This is a genomic window from Chloroflexus sp. (assembly GCF_034435895.1).
Taxonomy (GTDB): domain Bacteria; phylum Chloroflexota; class Chloroflexia; order Chloroflexales; family Chloroflexaceae; genus Chloroflexus.
On sequence record NZ_DAOTWH010000247.1, the window covers coordinates 1 to 15,248 of the forward strand.

Here is a 15,248-nt window from a genome sequence, read left to right on the forward strand (position 1 = left end):
GATCGCGCGCGCCACTGCTTCGGGCGGCACACCGGGGGGCGCAATCCGCCGTCGCTCGCGGCCACTGCCCAGCCGGCGCTGATTAAAATCGGTGCGGGTCGTGCCGGGGCGCACCACCGTCACCGCAATGCCACTGCCATGCAATTCGATGCGCAGCGCGTTGCTGATCTGCTCGAGCGCCGCTTTTGCCGCGGCATAGCCGCCCAAGTACGGCAATGGCTGCACCGCCAGCACCGACGAGACATTGATGATCTGTCCGCGACCAGCGGCGCGCATTACCGGCACAACCGCTTGGGTCAGCCAGATCGGGCCGAGCAGATCGACGACTAACACCCGTTCGAGATCGGCGCGGGCAAGACTCGTCACCGGCCCGGTGAGACCAATACCGGCGTTGTTGATCAAGATATCAACCTGACCATACGCAGCCACTGCCTGTTCGACCAACCGGTGGCAGGCTGCCGGATCAGCCACATCGGTAGGCACGGCGATCGCCTGTGGCAGCGCGGCAACCACCTGTGCCAACGCCTCAGCGGAACGGGCGGCCAACACGAGCCGCGCTCCGGCGGCGGCGAAACAACGAGCAGTGGCGGCGCCAATGCCGCTCGACGCGCCGGTGATGATGACAACGCGATTGCGTGGATCCATAATTACGTGGTTTCCTTAGGCGCACTGCCAGACACGAACCGCCGACCCTTGAGGGACGGACAGAACCCTTGGTTGCGTGCAACTGTTGATCGCTATGCGACGCCGCAACACGCGGTTCTCCACTCCCCTCTCCCGCGCCAGTGAGTTGAGGGACGGGCAGAACATTTGGTCGATAAACCATTCATCGCTGTACGATGCCTCAACGCTCGACTCTCCGCTCGACTCTCCGCTCCCCTCTCCCGCACCAGTGGGAGAGGGGCCGGGGGTGAGGGCCAGCAGCCCGCGCAGCGGGCTTCGTAATCCTAGCCCGGACCTTCAGGCCGGGTTCCAGAGTAGATGTTCTGTCCGCCCTTGAACGCCAGTGAGAGAGGGTCTGAGGGTGAGGACACACCGGCGCATCGCAACGCCATGAACCACACCTGCGCTCATACGTTCTGTCCGCCCTTGAAACACCGTGCCGGGGTGCACGGCAGTGCGCCCCTACGGGGCGGGTTCGCGATCACGGAGGTGTTTGCAAATGCCGGCCTTGATCGTTTGGCCGGGCACCTCGTGCCCCAACATCCGCTCTAATTCGCGGGCCGTCGCCATCAACGCCGGCAGGTTCAAGCCGGTATTAATGCCCATCTCATGCAACAGATGCACCACATCTTCGGTACACAGATTACCCGGCGCACCGGGGGCGAAGGGGCAGCCGCCGATCCCGCCGATGCTCGAGTCAAACAGATCAACCCCCAACTGCAAGCCGGCCAGCAGATTGGCCAAACCGGCCCCGCGCGCGCTGTGCAGATGCAACCGCAACCGCTGGCGCGGGAAGCGGGCCCGAAACGCGCGCACCACCTCTTGCACCAGCAATGGGTGCGCCATCCCGGTCGTGTCGCCGAGCGTCAACTGCTCAGCGCCTAAATCCAGCAAACGTTGGCAGAGATCAAGCACCCGCTCGACCGGCACGTCACCCTCGAACGGGCAACCGAACGCGACCGACAACACCGCATCGAACGGCTTGCCAGCCCCATGCACGAGCTCGGCCATCTCGGCCACTTGCGCCAGCGACTGTTCGATGCTCATATTGACATTACTCCGGTTATGGCTCTCGCTGGCGCTCAGAAAGACCTGTACCACATCAGCGCCAGCGGCAATGGCTCGCCGCGCCCCGATTACGTTGGGCGCAATTGCGCTGTAAACCACTCTCGGACGCCGCGTAATGCCGGCAAACACCGCCTCGGTATCGGCCATCTGCGGCACCTGTTGCGGGCGCACGAACGCTCCTACTTCAATCGCCTGCAAGCCGGTCGCCGAAAGCAGATCAATCAGCTTGACTTTCTGCGCCGTACTGAGGATGACCGGCTCATTCTGCAAACCATCACGCGGCCCCACTTCGCGAATATGAACGACAGCCGGCAGCGCGGCAATCTCCATAACGGTCATCATTGACCTCCCAAACGGTTGGCGGGAAGACGCAAAAGTTTGAGTGATGTAACAGTATGGTAGATAGACGCTCGCGTTCTGTCAAATGCACGCATGCGTATATCTTGGTTCACCCCGCTCCCCTGTAACTCAGTCGCCTGTCAAATCGTTGCACTGAAACACATCAGTAACTCTAGTGTAACCTATTCCTCTACGCTGACAACAGACCCGCACAACGCGAGGCACAAGAAACGGGAAGACAGCGGCCAACGCTGAATGGAGGTTCCAATGGACTGGGCAAAGCAGGCGAACGACATGATCAAGATGTGGACCGGCACGCAGCAGAAGGTGTGGGATAGCTGGATGGCATCGATGCAATACATGGCTGCCCCCCAAAACCCCGAGGCATGGCAGAAGACGGTGGATAGCTGGCGCGGCACGGTCAAGCAGGCGCTTGAGGCCCAAGTCGAGTTGACCCGGCTGTGGGCTGAGGCGGTTGCTGCCAACAGCGTCAATATGCCGACAATGCCGACGGTGCCGGGAATGCCGGCAATGCCCGGCATCAATCCGGTCTCGCCGACCGCAGTGGTCGAGTGGAGCCGGCAGGTGCTGGAGATGACCCGCAACTTCAACGATAGCCAAACTCGCTTTGTCGAGGGTTGGTTCGATATGCTGAAGAAGTCGGATCCGACCAATGTGATGCGGGGTTGGGACAGCACGCAGGTGCAGAAGGTGATGCAGAGCTGGCAAGAGGCGATGCAGCGCGTGATTGAGGCACAGGCCGAGTTGGGCAAAGTGATGATGGGCATCGTCAATGGGGCACTGGATAAGAAGTAAGGGTTGCCCTCACCCCCCCGTCCCCTCTCCCATCTGGTGGGAGAGGGGGCGATTTTTTGCCTACCATACTGCAAGCGGCGAGGTGCATTTGTAAGCCGCACAGCGAGCAAAGACGCAGAGGCTTCCAACGCCAAGGCGCGAAGGACGCAGAGGACGCAATCGGGTTTTGGGCGAAGAACTGCCGCACTACTTGTCATTGCGAGCCGCTAGCGGCAGTGAAGCAATCTCCCGCTGCCCTGCTTGTCATTGCGAGCCGCTAGCGGCAGCGAAGCAATCTCCCGCAAGAGCGGGATGCAGTCACTCATAGCATAAAAACCTCTCCCGCTCGTGCGGACGAGGGGTGCTACAACCTTCCGCGCGAGCAATGGCTGTACCGTCACCGAGCGGCTCCCCCGCTGCGTCCTCTGCGCGCTCTGCGGTACCCCCTCCCCCAGCGGGGGAGGGGCGGGGGGCAACCCCAATCGCACCGCAGGCTTCGTTAGGGTCTTCAGCGCCTGCTATCCCTGAGCCGGCTGGCGCCGCTAGAGCGGGAGATTGCTTCGGTTGGGCGCTACCCAGCGCGGCTGGGGGCCGCCGCTCCCTCGCAATGACAGTCGGGAAGCGGGCGAGGGGCGCTGCTGCCTTCCGCGCGAGCAATGGCTTTCCTACCTACCCGGCAGCTCCTCCTCTGCGTCCTCCGCGCCCTCTGCGGTACAAACACTCCCCCCAGCCGTTAGGTGGGAGAGGGGTTGGGGGTTGAGGGCATCAGCCCGCGCAGCGGGCTTCGTACCCTAGCCCGGCCCTGAAGGGCCGGGTTCCTTGCCTAGCGGGCACAGGCGGCGCACAGCCGTGCGCCGCTACTAGTCTTCACCGGGGGCGCCGGACATGACAACGACTAAGGGGCGCATGCGGGCGACGGGGCGAATTAAGCCGGCAGCGACTTGCACCTCCATCACCGCTTCGATATCTTTATAGGCCAAGGGTGACTCATCGACGGCCAATCCATGCACCAACACCCCTGCCTCACGCACGACTGCCGCTGCCATAACCGGCGTAATCGTCCGCCGCGCTTCCGAACGGCTAAAGCGCCGTCCCGCGCCATGCGCCGCGCTGGCGAGCGTCGCTTTATCACCGAGCCCTTCCACAATGTAGCTCGCCGTCGCCATCGAACCGGGGATAATCCCCAATACGCCAGCCTCGGCGGGTGTAGCGCCCTTGCGGTGGATCACCAGACCATTCCGTTCTTCCCACGCAAAATTGTGATGGTTCTCGATCACCCGTTCCACCGGCACACCCAACGCCTTGGCAAACCGCTCGTGGATCACCTCGTGGTTGGCGCGGGCAAAATCACCGGCCAACCGCATTGACAATAAATATTCTTGGCCTGCTTCGCTCTCGGTGCTCAACCAGCCATACGTGCGCGGGATCCCCTTCGCGATCGCCGCCGTCTCGCGGTCGGCCAATTCGGCGTAGTAGTTGGCAATCTTCGCGCCGACGCCACGGCTCCCGCTGTGGGTCAACAAGCCAATAAACGGTTTGCCGGTATCGAGCCACTCGCCAACCACAATCTCAGCAAAATGGTTGCCGCCGCCTGAGGTGCCGATCTGCAATTTCGCCAACTCATGCAGCTCGCGCAACAGTTTGGTCGCCCGCCAGCGTGGATCGGAAAGGATCGGGTGGGTCGCCACCGGCTTCTTGGGCGAACCGATCCCAAACACCGTCACTTTGGTGATGGTATCGAGCAAGTGTTGCCGTTCGCGCTGCGCATCGACTGGCGTCATGCCGGCCAAGATCGATAAGTGCATGCGGCAGCCGATATCAACCCCAACCTGATACGGCGCCACGGCGCGGTCGTACGCAATCACACCACCGACCGGCAGCGCATAGCCTTGGTGAGCATCGGGCATCAACGCACCGCGGATCGCCGGCGGCAAGCGCAAGGCAGTGCGGATCTGCTCAATCGCCCCCGGTTCGACGAGATGCTCGCCGATAATCTTCAGCGGCTGCGGCTTTTCACGCAACTTCAGCGCTTCCGGCGGTGCGCCGTAGCGAGCGGCAACCTCTTGCCGCACAGCTGCCGGTTCCATCCCGTCGCGCAACATCTGGCTGGCTGTGCGGCAGATCTGGCGAAAGGCCGGATGATCGGCATAATCAGCTAGCAGTTGGGCCGCTTTCATCAATCTCACCTCCTTTCTCGTTCACGTTCCTCGACGAAGACGCTCAGTGCGGCAGCGTTGCTGCCGCACTGAGCGAGAAGGTTATGGGCCAACACCAATCCAATTATACGCCAACCAGCGCCCGATCACCATTGCGCTGGCGCAGCGCAAACGCAATCCCCTCTTGCAAGTTGGGCTTGGCGATCATACCGGCCAATTCAGTGCCAATATGCACCAACGTCTGCGCAATTTCGGGGCCGATCCCGGTAATCACCACCTGCGCGCCGAGTAAACGCGCCACCTGAGCTGCCCGCATCAACGCGCCGGCCACCTGCGTATCCACCACCCGCACACCGGTAATATCAAGGATCGCGATCCGCGCCCGATAGCGCGCTACCCCTTCGAGCAGGGTCTCCATAATCTGCGCCGCGCGATTGCTATCAATGGCACCGATAATCGGCATCGCCACCACCTGATCGGCAATCGGCAACAGCGGCGTGCTCAGCTCGCGCAACATCGCCTGCTGCGCCGCGATCACCTGCTCTTGCATTTGGCGACGCTCTTCTTCAAACCGCAATTGCTCGCTGATGTCGCGGTTGATGGTGGCAAAGCCGATAAGCTGGCCACTTTCGTTAAAGACCGCTAATCCAGCCGCATTCACCGTAATAGTGGCGCCATCCCGGCGTAAATAATCAACTTGGACATTCGCTTTACCGCCAGCCAACGCAAGCTGGATCAACTCTGGCATCTGCTGCAACGTGTGGGGCGGCACAATAGCTTGCGCCGGCATCCCAACCAGTGATTGGTAGCCCAACATAGCGTTCATTGCTGCATTGGCGTAGGTAATCACTTGATTAGTGTCAGCGACAATGATCCCATCCGGCGCATTATCAACCAACGCCTTAAAGGTGCGTAACTCATTGGCCTGCCGCCGCTCTTCGGTGATATCTTCATACATCGCCAGCACACCAATCACCTCGCCATTGCGCACGAGCGGCAACTTGTTGGTGCGGAGCCAGATTTGCGTCCCATCGGCGCGGGTCAACGGCCCTTCAATATTCAGCTTTGGCCCGTGTTCCATCACCGCCAGATCGCCGGCCCGGTATAGGGGGGCCTGCTCAACCCACGGCAGATCGGTGTCAGCCTTGCCAATCAGGTCAGCGAGGTCGGCAATCCCGGCATCTTCCAGCAAGCGCCGGTTAGCGCCCAAATAGCGCGAATCGCGATCCTTCCAGAAGATCGCCTGCGGCAGACTATCAATCACCAACTGCAACATCGCCCGGCTTGCTTCCGCCTCGCGCCACGCCTGCTCGATCGGCCCGACATCATACGCAATGGCCGAGGCGCCACTATAGTTTCCCTCAGCATCGTAGTGCAACACCACCGTCCATAACCCGTGAAATTCACCTGCCGGCGATTGCGCCCGGCACTGAAACATCAGGCTCGGCGAATGCGCTTGGATGGCTTCAAGAAACGCCTGCTGCGCCCGCGCGCGATCCTCAGCCGCAAGAAAACCCAACAGCGAACGGCCGGCCCAGCCATCACGCGTGATCTGAAAGACCCGTTCGGCAGCTGGATTAAGGTAGCGGATGGTGCCATCAGCGTTGAGATCGACCACCAAGACATTCGCCGTCTCGATCAGGTGTTGCCAGTGCGCGAGCTGCGCTTGCAAGGCGGCGACTTGCGCGCGTAAGTGTTCGACCTCACTGGTGGCAGCAGGGGGAAGGTTGTTGGCCATATCAATCCTTGGCGCTGAATTTGCTGAAGGGTGCAATTATTACAATAAAAATCAAGGATAGTATATCCAACAATATTCATTTAGACAAGCGATGTGGTTGTTAAAAATGCGTTAAAACAAAATAAAGTTAGCAATCAATGGATACGCATATTTGTCAAACATTTGACTGTTTCGATAGTTCTTAATGTATATCGCAGAGACGTTGCCGGCCACGTCTCTACGATATGCCACGCAGGCAATTCACCACACCGGCGTGAGCCAAACAAATTGGTACGGTTGCAAGACCAGCACTTCATTGGCCGAAATCGCGCGCTCTGCCACCACGTCGAACAGTTCGACGCCGGGGCCATACATGCGCAAGAGGTTGCCGGCAATCGGCTGCGGGTATTCCGAGAAGTTGGCTAACACCAACACTCGCTGTGATCCCGCTCGCCGTACATACGCCAGCACGTGGCGGTTGTCGCTGCGCACGACGTCCATCGCGCCGTCGCGCAAGGCGGGCAACGACGCGCGCAGCCGGATGAGCCGCACCAGCTCGCCAAAGATGCGTCCAGACGCGGTCGCGGGATCGTGACGGTGATCCATACCGGCCTGATTGCGGGTGGGCCGGTGAACCCAACGGCTGTCAACAGCTTTGGATGGATCGGTCACATAGCTGTAGTCATTGACCGTCCCCACTTCATCACCGAGATAGAGCAACGGAATGCCGCCGATGCTCAAGATCACGCTGTGCAGAAGCACGATCCGCCGGATCGCGGTATCGATCATCTGCGGGTCGCCGCTGCCCAACGCCTGCTCCAACCCGGCCAGCGAGGCCAGCGTGCCCGACACCCGCGCATCGCCGGTATCGGGGTTTTCTTGGAACGGCAAGCCGCGGGCAAACGAACCAGTGAAACGGCCCGTATAAAAGGCATTGAGAAACTGGCGATGGCCCCACGGATCAATCCCAACGGCGCGCGCATCATTATCGTCAAACGTCCAACCGATATCGTCGTGCGAGCGCAGATAGTTGATCCACGCGCACCCCGCCGGCAAACGGAAGCGATGGCTGAGCGAATGGGCCAGCAACTTGACCTCGCGCGTCGCCAACGACTCCCAGAGCAGCGCCATCAGCAGCGGATTGTAGGAAAGCTGGCACTCATGCGGGCTAATGTAGCTCAACACATCGTCAGGATGGACAATCGCCTCTGATTTGAAGAGCAGCGCCGGGGCGGCCACTCTGGCAATCGCGTTGAAGGCCTGAATGATCTGGTGCGCTTCCGGTTGGTTTTCGCAATTGGTACCCAACCGCTTCCAGATGAACGGCACCGCATCGAGGCGCAGCACCGCCACCCCCAGATTAGCGAGGAAGAGCATCTCGGCGGCCATGGCCCGAAACACCGCTGGGTTGGCGTAATTGAGATCCCATTGGAAACTGTTGAAGGTGGTCCACACCCAGCGCTGCATATCGGGCCGCCACGTGAAGCTGCCACGACGCACGGTGGGGAAGATTTCGCGCAGCGTGCGTTCGTAAGCGTCGGGCATCGTACGATCGGGAAAGAGGAAATAGAACTCCTGATAATCAGGATCGCCGGCCTGCGCCCGCCGCGCCCATTCGTGTTCGTCAGAAGTATGGTTAAAGACAAAATCCAACACCAGACTTATCCCAGCGCGATCGAGTTCTTGGGCCAAGGCGGCCAACTCTGCCGTGGTGCCGATTTGCGGATTCACCTCGCGGTAGCTGCTCACCGCGTAGCCACCGTCATTGTTTCCTTCGGGCGCGGCAAACAACGGCATCAGGTGCAAGTAGGTCAAGCCCAACTCGTTGAAATAGGGGATAAACTCACGCAGCCGGTTCAGCGTGCCGCAAAAGCGATCGACATAGAGCACCCCGCCCATCATCCGTTCCGACTGGAACCACTCGCTATCAGCTTCGCGCACAGCATCGCGCTGCTTGAGCCAGAGTGGCCGCTCACTCCAACTCTGCGCCATCGCGATCAGCAGTTGTTCGAGATGATAAAAGAAGTCGTATTGGCTGCCGTACAAGCCAAGCAACAACTCAAACAGACGCGGCCATTCCCGGCGCAACCGCTGCTCGAATGCGACCCAATCAGCGGCATTGCCGCCGGCAGCCGCAAACGCCTGCTCGACCCGCGGCAGCAATCGGGCCAGCGACCGCGCCGCTTCGCGTGGTATCCGTTCCCATTCGTGCATACGCAAACCTCACCACGCCACTGCCCGCTCTGGCAGTGGTTTCCGGCGCAAGTATCGCCGAAACCAGCGAAACTGGCAATTGCTGCCAACTTCCCCACCTGTCATTGCGCGCCGCCGCAGGCGGCGAAGCAATCCCCCACAAGCACGGGCGCTACCCGCTCAGACACTCATACCGCTGAAGCGGGAGATTGCTTCGGGGGCTGGGCACCCCGCTGCGCAGGGTTGCCCCACCCCCTCGCAATGACAGATGGCCCATGTCATTGCGCGCCGTAGCAACACCTGCACCACTTCATGGTAAAATAAAGTGCTATGGAAACGATGACTATGCCACCAAACCTGTTTCGCCGTTTCGTCTCGGCGCTGGCGCTCGGCATCACGCTCTTGGCGGCGCTCGAATGGGGCCTGCCCGCCGCCGGTATTCCGGCATATCTGTTGCCGCCACCATCGCGAGTGATCACCGCTGCCCTCCAACCCGACGTGCGGTTGCTCGACCATACCCTTACCACCGCCAATGCAGCCTTGATCGGCCTTGCGGTTGGCACGCTGATCGCCTTCACCCTCGCCATCGCCTTCCTCTTCGTGCGCCCGCTCGAAGATGCTCTCTACCCGTGGGTCTTGCTTGGCCAGAGTTTGCCCTCTGTCGCCTTGGCGCCGCTGCTTACCATTTGGCTGGGTGAAGGGCTTGCCCCCCGCGCAGCAATGGCCGCTCTTTTCGCCAGCTTTCCCCTGCTCATCGCCACCATCAGTGGCCTCCGCCGCCCCGCGCCCGAACAATTGGCGATGATGCAGGCGTATGGCGCGTCACAGTGGCAAATCTTGCGCATACTACGCCTGCCGGCGGCGCTGCCGTTTATCTTCAGCGGGATGCGCGTCGCTGGTGCGCTGGCTGTGATCGGCGCCTTGGTCAGCGAACTCTCTGGCGCCGGGCGCGGCCTTGGCTACCTGATCACCACTTCGACCTACCGGCTGGCCACCGACCGGGCCTTTGCTGCAATCGCTGCCGCCGCCGGCTTGGCGCTGGCCCTCCACGGCCTGTTTTTGCTGCTCGAACGCTCTATTGTCTACTGGGAACGAGAACGGTGATCATAGCGTAGGATTATCTGCTGGCGTGAGGATTTGTTATGTCACACCATCATCTCTTGTTATTGGCATTAAATGTACTACTTGTTATCGTAACTGGCTGCGCCAGCTCGAATCCGGTCAGCAACACTCCTACTGCTTCAGACAAGCCCGAAGTCACCGATGTATCCATGCGCCTGCAATGGCTGCCCCAATTTCAGTTTGCCGGCTATCTGGTGGCCGACGCGCGCGGTTATTACCGTGACGCCGGCCTCAACGTGACCATCTTGCCCGGCGGGCCTGACGCTATCCCGCTGCCGCTGGTTGCGACCGGCGCGAACACCTTTGGCAGCACCGGCGCCGATACCATCTTGATCAGCCGCGAACAAGGGATTGAGGTCGTCGCGCTGGCGACGTGGTTCCAAGCCAGTCCGGTCGCGTTTATGGTGCATCGCGACAGCGGCATCCGTTCGCCGCAAGACTTTGTGGGCCGGCGAGTCGGCATGTTCTACGGCGACAATGTTGAGACTGAATACCGGGCACTGCTGGCCGCCACCGGCGTTGATCCGGCCAGCATCACCGAGCTTCCCGGCGACTACAGCCTTGCCCCCTTCCTTGAGCGGCGGGCCGATGTCTGGCCGGTCTACGCCACCGACCAACCTTATACCGCTCGCGCCGCCGGCGCCGAGATCGATCTGATCGTTGCCCGCGATTACGGCGTTGAGCTAATGGGTGACGTGCTCTTCACCACTGCTGAATTTGCCCGCAAGAACCCCAACACCGTGCGCGCGTTCGTCCAAGCCACGCTACGCGGCTGGCAAGACGCGATCACCGACCCGGCAGCGGCGATCGACATCATTCTCGCCCGCAACCCCGATTTCGACCGCGGCCATCTTGAGTTTGAAGCGACGGAAACGATCAAATTGCTGCGCTACGGCATTGGCGCGTGGTGTGTAGGGGCCAGCGATCGACAGGCATGGACTAAAGAGGCCGAACTGCTGCGATCGCTGGGGGTGCTGAAAAGCGCGGTTGATCCGGCGAAGGTATTATTAACCGATGCGGTTGACGACTACTACCGCGCGCGCGGCATTGAATGCCGGCGGTAAATACGAATGGGGGACGCACTGCCGTGCGTCCCCGCACCCGTCGATCACGTTACGGCGCCAACTGTTCCAATTGGCTGACCAATTCGGCAAACGTATCCATCGCGGCCTGAATCGGCGCCGGCGAGGTCATATCGACGCCGGCGTCGCGCAGCAGATCGATTGACGACCGCGACGAACCGCTGCGCAAGAAGCGCAGGTAGCGTTCAATCACTGGCTGGCCCTCATTGATAATCTGCCGGCTCAACGCCAACGCCGCCGAGATTCCGGTTGCGTACTGGTAGACGTAGAACTGGTAGTAGAAGTGCGGGATGCGCATCCACTCATAGGCCAGCTCGTCGTCAATCACTAGTTCAGGGCCGTGATAGCGAGCCACCAATGCGCGGTAATGCTGGCTGAGCGCATCAGCCGTCAACGGCTGGCCACGCTCGGCTTGCTCGTGCATCCACAGCTCAAAGGCGGCAAACATCGTCTGGCGGAAGATAGTGCCGCGAATCTCTTCGATCTGCTGAGCCAGCAACCGCCGCCGCAACGCCGCATCAGCACCGCTCTGCAATAGATAGTGGGTCAGCAGCGCCTCGTTGAGCGTCGAAGCCACTTCGGCGACGAAGATGGTGTACTCGCCATAGACGAATGGCTGGGTGGCGCGGGTAAAGTACGAATGGAGCGAGTGGCCCAATTCGTGGGCAAGGGTAAAGACATCGCGCAGCCGGTCTTGGTAGTTGAGCAAGATGTAGGGCGGTGTGCCATACGAACCACCGCTATAGGCCCCACTCCGCTTGCCGACATTCTCGTAGACATCGATCCAGCGCCGGGTAAACATCTGCTCGAGCGCCGCACCATACTCATCACCCAACGGGCGGAAGGCCGCTCGCATCAGATCGCACGCCTCACGGTAGGGAATAGTCATTTCCACATCAGGCACCGGCTGCACGTAGAGATCGTAGAAATGCAGCTCATCCAACCCCATCAACCGCCGCCGCACCGCCAGATAGTGATGGAAGCGCGGCAGATTGGCTTCGACGGTCGCGATCAGGTTATGGTATACCGCGACCGGAATCTCATGCGGGGCCAACGCCGCCTCCAGCGCCGAGCCATAATTGCGCAACCGGGCCTCGATCACATGCGAGCGGATCGCCGCGCCGAGAGTGGTAGCAAGCGTGTTGCGGAAGGGTAAAAACGCGCTGTAGTACCCCTTGAACGCATCACGCCGCACCCGCCGATCAGGACTTTCGAGCAAGCGGCCGTAGCGCGCATGCGACAACTTCACCGGCTGGCCCTGCTCATCCTCAATCGTCGGAAACTGCAAATCCGAGTCGGCCAGCATCGAGAAGGTTGCATAAGGCGCCCGGACAATATCGCTAAACGCCGCCATCACCTGCTCAACCTCCGCCGAGCGAATATGCGCGCGCTGGCGGTTCAACTTCTCTAACGCATAGCGATACACTTGCAGGCCGGGGGTAGCCGCCAACCACGCGTCCAGCGTCTCCGCCGGGATCGTCAAAATCTCTGGCTCAATAAACGCCAGCACCGCTTGTATCCGGGCCGCAAAACTGCTCGCCCGCTCGGCCAACCCCTGCCCCACCGGATCGGTGCCATCGCTATCCTTGCGATGCAACGCATAGATATACAACGCATACAACCGGCGCGCCACTTCATCGCGCAGGGTCAGCGCCTCCAGCAACTGCGCCGGCCCCTGCGCCAGCGTTCCTTGCAAGGCGGCCAGCTCTTGCGCGCGCGCTTCAACCGCGCTGAGTTCCTGTTCCCACGCGGGGACATCGGCGAAGATTTGCGACAAATCCCATGTATATTCGACCGGTATTTCCGATCGCGTCGGGACTTGGTTTGCGGTAAGGGTCATAGTGGTTCCTTTCATTATGGGATGGGCACAACGCTGTGCCGCTACAGTCACTCTGTTCGCCATTATACCTGACTCGGCAAGGGATTGCGTGGGGGATGCAGCTCTCACCTGCAAAGGGGACAAAAACGTCGTAGAACCGGACGGCTCGGCTCCGCAAAGGCGCAGAGAACGCGAAGATCGCAAAGGGTCAGAATGGGGCGGAGGGGATATCTTGCCTCCTCTATTCCCCAATCCCAAGCTTCCGCGCTTGCGGGAAATGAGTGCTGCTGACTTCCAGTGGGATCGCAAAGTTTCCGCCTTCTTATATTATTTTATTCTTGACCCATGATACATGCGTCTGAAAAAAGCAGATAGTGCTACAACATATCGGAGTAGATGAGGAGTGTGCTTCTGCCTCACGAACGGCTGTGGGCAACGAATCGGTGGCTAGCGCGCCGGTTTTTCGCTGATGCGATCCAATAGATTGATGTAGCGCTAGGGCCGCTCTTCCTCCACGGCAAGGCCGGCGTGATCGAATACCCCGATGGCAGCAAGACCTGCTTTGTCGGTTCGGCGAACGAGTCGCGCAGCGCCTTCGCCGCCTATTACGAGATCGTATGGGAAGATCGCTCGCCGGAAGGGGTGCAGTGGGTCGAAGAGGAGTTTGCGGCGCTATGGGCCGAAGGAGTGCCGCTGCCCGACCTGATCGTCGAACAAATCTGGCGGATCGCCGAACGGGAAGAGATCGCGATCAGCGTCCTCAAACCGCCGGAGACGCCGGCAGCGGCGCTGGCCGAAGCGCCGATCTATCGCAGCGGCGAGGGCTTGCAGCCGTGGCAACGCGCCTTTGTCACCACCTTCCTCGACCATCGCGAGACCTCCGGTAAAGCGCGGTTGCTGCTGGCCGACGAAGTCGGTTTGGGCAAAACGCTCTCATTAGCGACGGCGGCGTTGGTGGCGGCGCTGCTCGATGACGGGCCGGTGCTGATCCTCTGCCCGGCTACGCTCAAACTGAATTGGCCGACAAGCTCGGCATTCCCAGCGCAGTCTGGTCGTCACGCGATAAGTGTTGGATCGACGCCCAAGGCCATCTCATCAGAAGCCGCGGCCCCGAAGATATTGCTCGCTGCCCCGCCCAGATTACCATCGTCTCGACCGGTCTGATTTTCCACGAATCAAAAGAGAGCGCCTACCTGCTCGAACGCAAGTATGGGGTCGTCGTGCTCGACGAAGCGCACCGGGCGCGCCGGCGCGGCGGTTTGAGACCGCAGCGCACCGCGCCGAACAATCTGCTCGCGTTTATGCGCAAGATTGCCCCGCGCATGCGCCACCTACTGCTCGGCACCGCCACCCCGATCCAAACCGACGTCGCCGAGCTGTGGGATCTGTTGGGCATCTTAAGCGAAGGGGCTGAGTTTGTACTAAGTAGAGACATTTTTTCGCACTGGCGCGACTGGGAAAAGGCGCTGCCGGTCATCAAAGGCGAACGAGAGATGGCTGATGAGGCCGAGGCATGGGAATGGTTGCGCAATCCGTTGCCGCCGGCGCGCGAACATCCGATCTTCCTGACTCTGCGCAACGCGCTGGAATTGGCCGACGACCAGTTCTCTGCCACCCAAGGGTACAGTTCGCTGCGCTTCGACGCCCAACAAGCCATCAGTGCGGCGCTCGACCCCGGCTTTTTCGCCAACCACAACCCGATTGTGCGCCACACCGTTGTGCGCCGGCGCAGCACGCTCGAAAAGCAAGGATTGCTGGAACAGGTGGGAGTGCGGGTGCATCCTGATCCCAACGCGCCTGCCGGCGCCTATCCGGGAGTGCCGTTCCACGGCATAGGCCTGCTGACCAACCACCCCTTCACGCTCGCCTACACCGCCGCCGAAGCGTTTACCCGCACCCTCGCCGCCCGCACCCGCGTCGCCGGCTTTATGAAGACGCTCTTGCTGCAACGGATCGGTTCCAGCTTCGCTGCCGGCAAGTCCACCGCCGCCAAACTGCTCGGCCACGAGCGGATCGATGACGATGATGAGAGCGAGCCAGCCGAGATCTTCACCGATCTCAGCCCTAAAGAGATCAGCCATCTGCGCATCATTGTGCATGAACTAGGCCGGCCCGAAGCGCACGATCCCAAACTCGAAGCGGAGATCGCCTTTCTCACCAGCCAACGCAGCGACGGCTTAACGTGGCGCGAGCATGGGTGCATCATCTTCAGCCAATACTCCGACACGGCCCACGCCGTCGCCACCGCGCTAGCCGCGCGGCTCCCCGGCGAACCGATTGCGCTCTACGCCGGC

At 60.9% G+C, this 15,248-nt stretch carries 10 protein-coding genes; 4 read left to right on the forward strand and 6 right to left on the reverse strand.

From position 1 onward, the window contains the following. On the reverse strand, nucleotides 1-645 hold a 645-nt coding region (locus tag U9R81_RS14175), incomplete at its 3' end, for an SDR family NAD(P)-dependent oxidoreductase (protein WP_322496084.1). A 480-nt stretch (nucleotides 646-1,125) separates the two neighbouring features. After that, nucleotides 1,126-2,070, reverse strand: a complete 945-nt coding sequence (locus U9R81_RS14180; RefSeq protein ID WP_416180970.1) for a hydroxymethylglutaryl-CoA lyase — start codon at nucleotides 2,068-2,070, stop codon at nucleotides 1,126-1,128. A 267-nt stretch (nucleotides 2,071-2,337) separates the two neighbouring features. Here U9R81_RS14180 and U9R81_RS14185 point away from each other — a divergent pair, with 267 nt between their 5' ends. After that, on the forward strand, nucleotides 2,338-2,886 hold the full coding sequence (locus U9R81_RS14185) for a hypothetical protein (RefSeq protein WP_322496086.1): 549 nt from the start codon (nucleotides 2,338-2,340) through the stop codon (nucleotides 2,884-2,886). An 839-nt stretch (nucleotides 2,887-3,725) separates the two neighbouring features. On the opposite strand, the gene U9R81_RS14190 is transcribed toward U9R81_RS14185, so the two are convergent. From U9R81_RS14190 to U9R81_RS14200, 3 genes are all read right to left on the reverse strand, one after another. Further along, a complete protein-coding gene (locus U9R81_RS14190) occupies nucleotides 3,726-5,042 on the reverse strand; it encodes an RtcB family protein (RefSeq protein WP_322496087.1) in 1,317 nt (438 codons plus the stop codon). Nucleotides 5,043-5,145: 103 nt separating this feature from the next. Further along, nucleotides 5,146-6,759 (reverse strand): PAS domain-containing protein, encoded by a 1,614-nt coding sequence (locus U9R81_RS14195; protein ID WP_322496088.1) that lies wholly within the window; start codon nucleotides 6,757-6,759, stop codon nucleotides 5,146-5,148. A 240-nt stretch (nucleotides 6,760-6,999) separates the two neighbouring features. Further along, nucleotides 7,000-8,952 (reverse strand): alpha-amylase family glycosyl hydrolase, encoded by a 1,953-nt coding sequence (locus tag U9R81_RS14200; RefSeq protein WP_322496089.1) that lies wholly within the window; start codon nucleotides 8,950-8,952, stop codon nucleotides 7,000-7,002. Nucleotides 8,953-9,270: 318 nt separating this feature from the next. On the opposite strand from U9R81_RS14200, the gene U9R81_RS14205 reads away from it, so the two are divergent. Both U9R81_RS14205 and U9R81_RS14210 read left to right on the forward strand, forming a co-directional pair. Further along, nucleotides 9,271-10,035, forward strand: coding sequence for an ABC transporter permease (locus tag U9R81_RS14205; protein WP_322496090.1), 765 nt, complete (start codon nucleotides 9,271-9,273; stop codon nucleotides 10,033-10,035). A gap of 38 nt (nucleotides 10,036-10,073) precedes the next feature. Then, nucleotides 10,074-11,117 carry an ABC transporter substrate-binding protein gene (locus U9R81_RS14210; protein ID WP_322496091.1) on the forward strand — a complete coding sequence of 348 codons (1,044 nt, stop codon included), beginning with the start codon at nucleotides 10,074-10,076 and terminating at the stop codon, nucleotides 11,115-11,117. Between the two features lie 49 nt (nucleotides 11,118-11,166). Here U9R81_RS14210 and pepF read toward each other — a convergent pair whose 3' ends face one another. Continuing rightward, nucleotides 11,167-12,975, reverse strand: a complete 1,809-nt coding sequence (gene pepF / locus U9R81_RS14215) for an oligoendopeptidase F (RefSeq protein ID WP_322496092.1) — start codon at nucleotides 12,973-12,975, stop codon at nucleotides 11,167-11,169. A 507-nt stretch (nucleotides 12,976-13,482) separates the two neighbouring features. On the opposite strand from pepF, the gene U9R81_RS14220 reads away from it, so the two are divergent. After that, nucleotides 13,483-14,118, forward strand: a complete 636-nt coding sequence (locus tag U9R81_RS14220; RefSeq protein WP_416180969.1) for a hypothetical protein — start codon at nucleotides 13,483-13,485, stop codon at nucleotides 14,116-14,118. Nucleotides 14,119-15,248 lie beyond the last annotated feature (1,130 nt).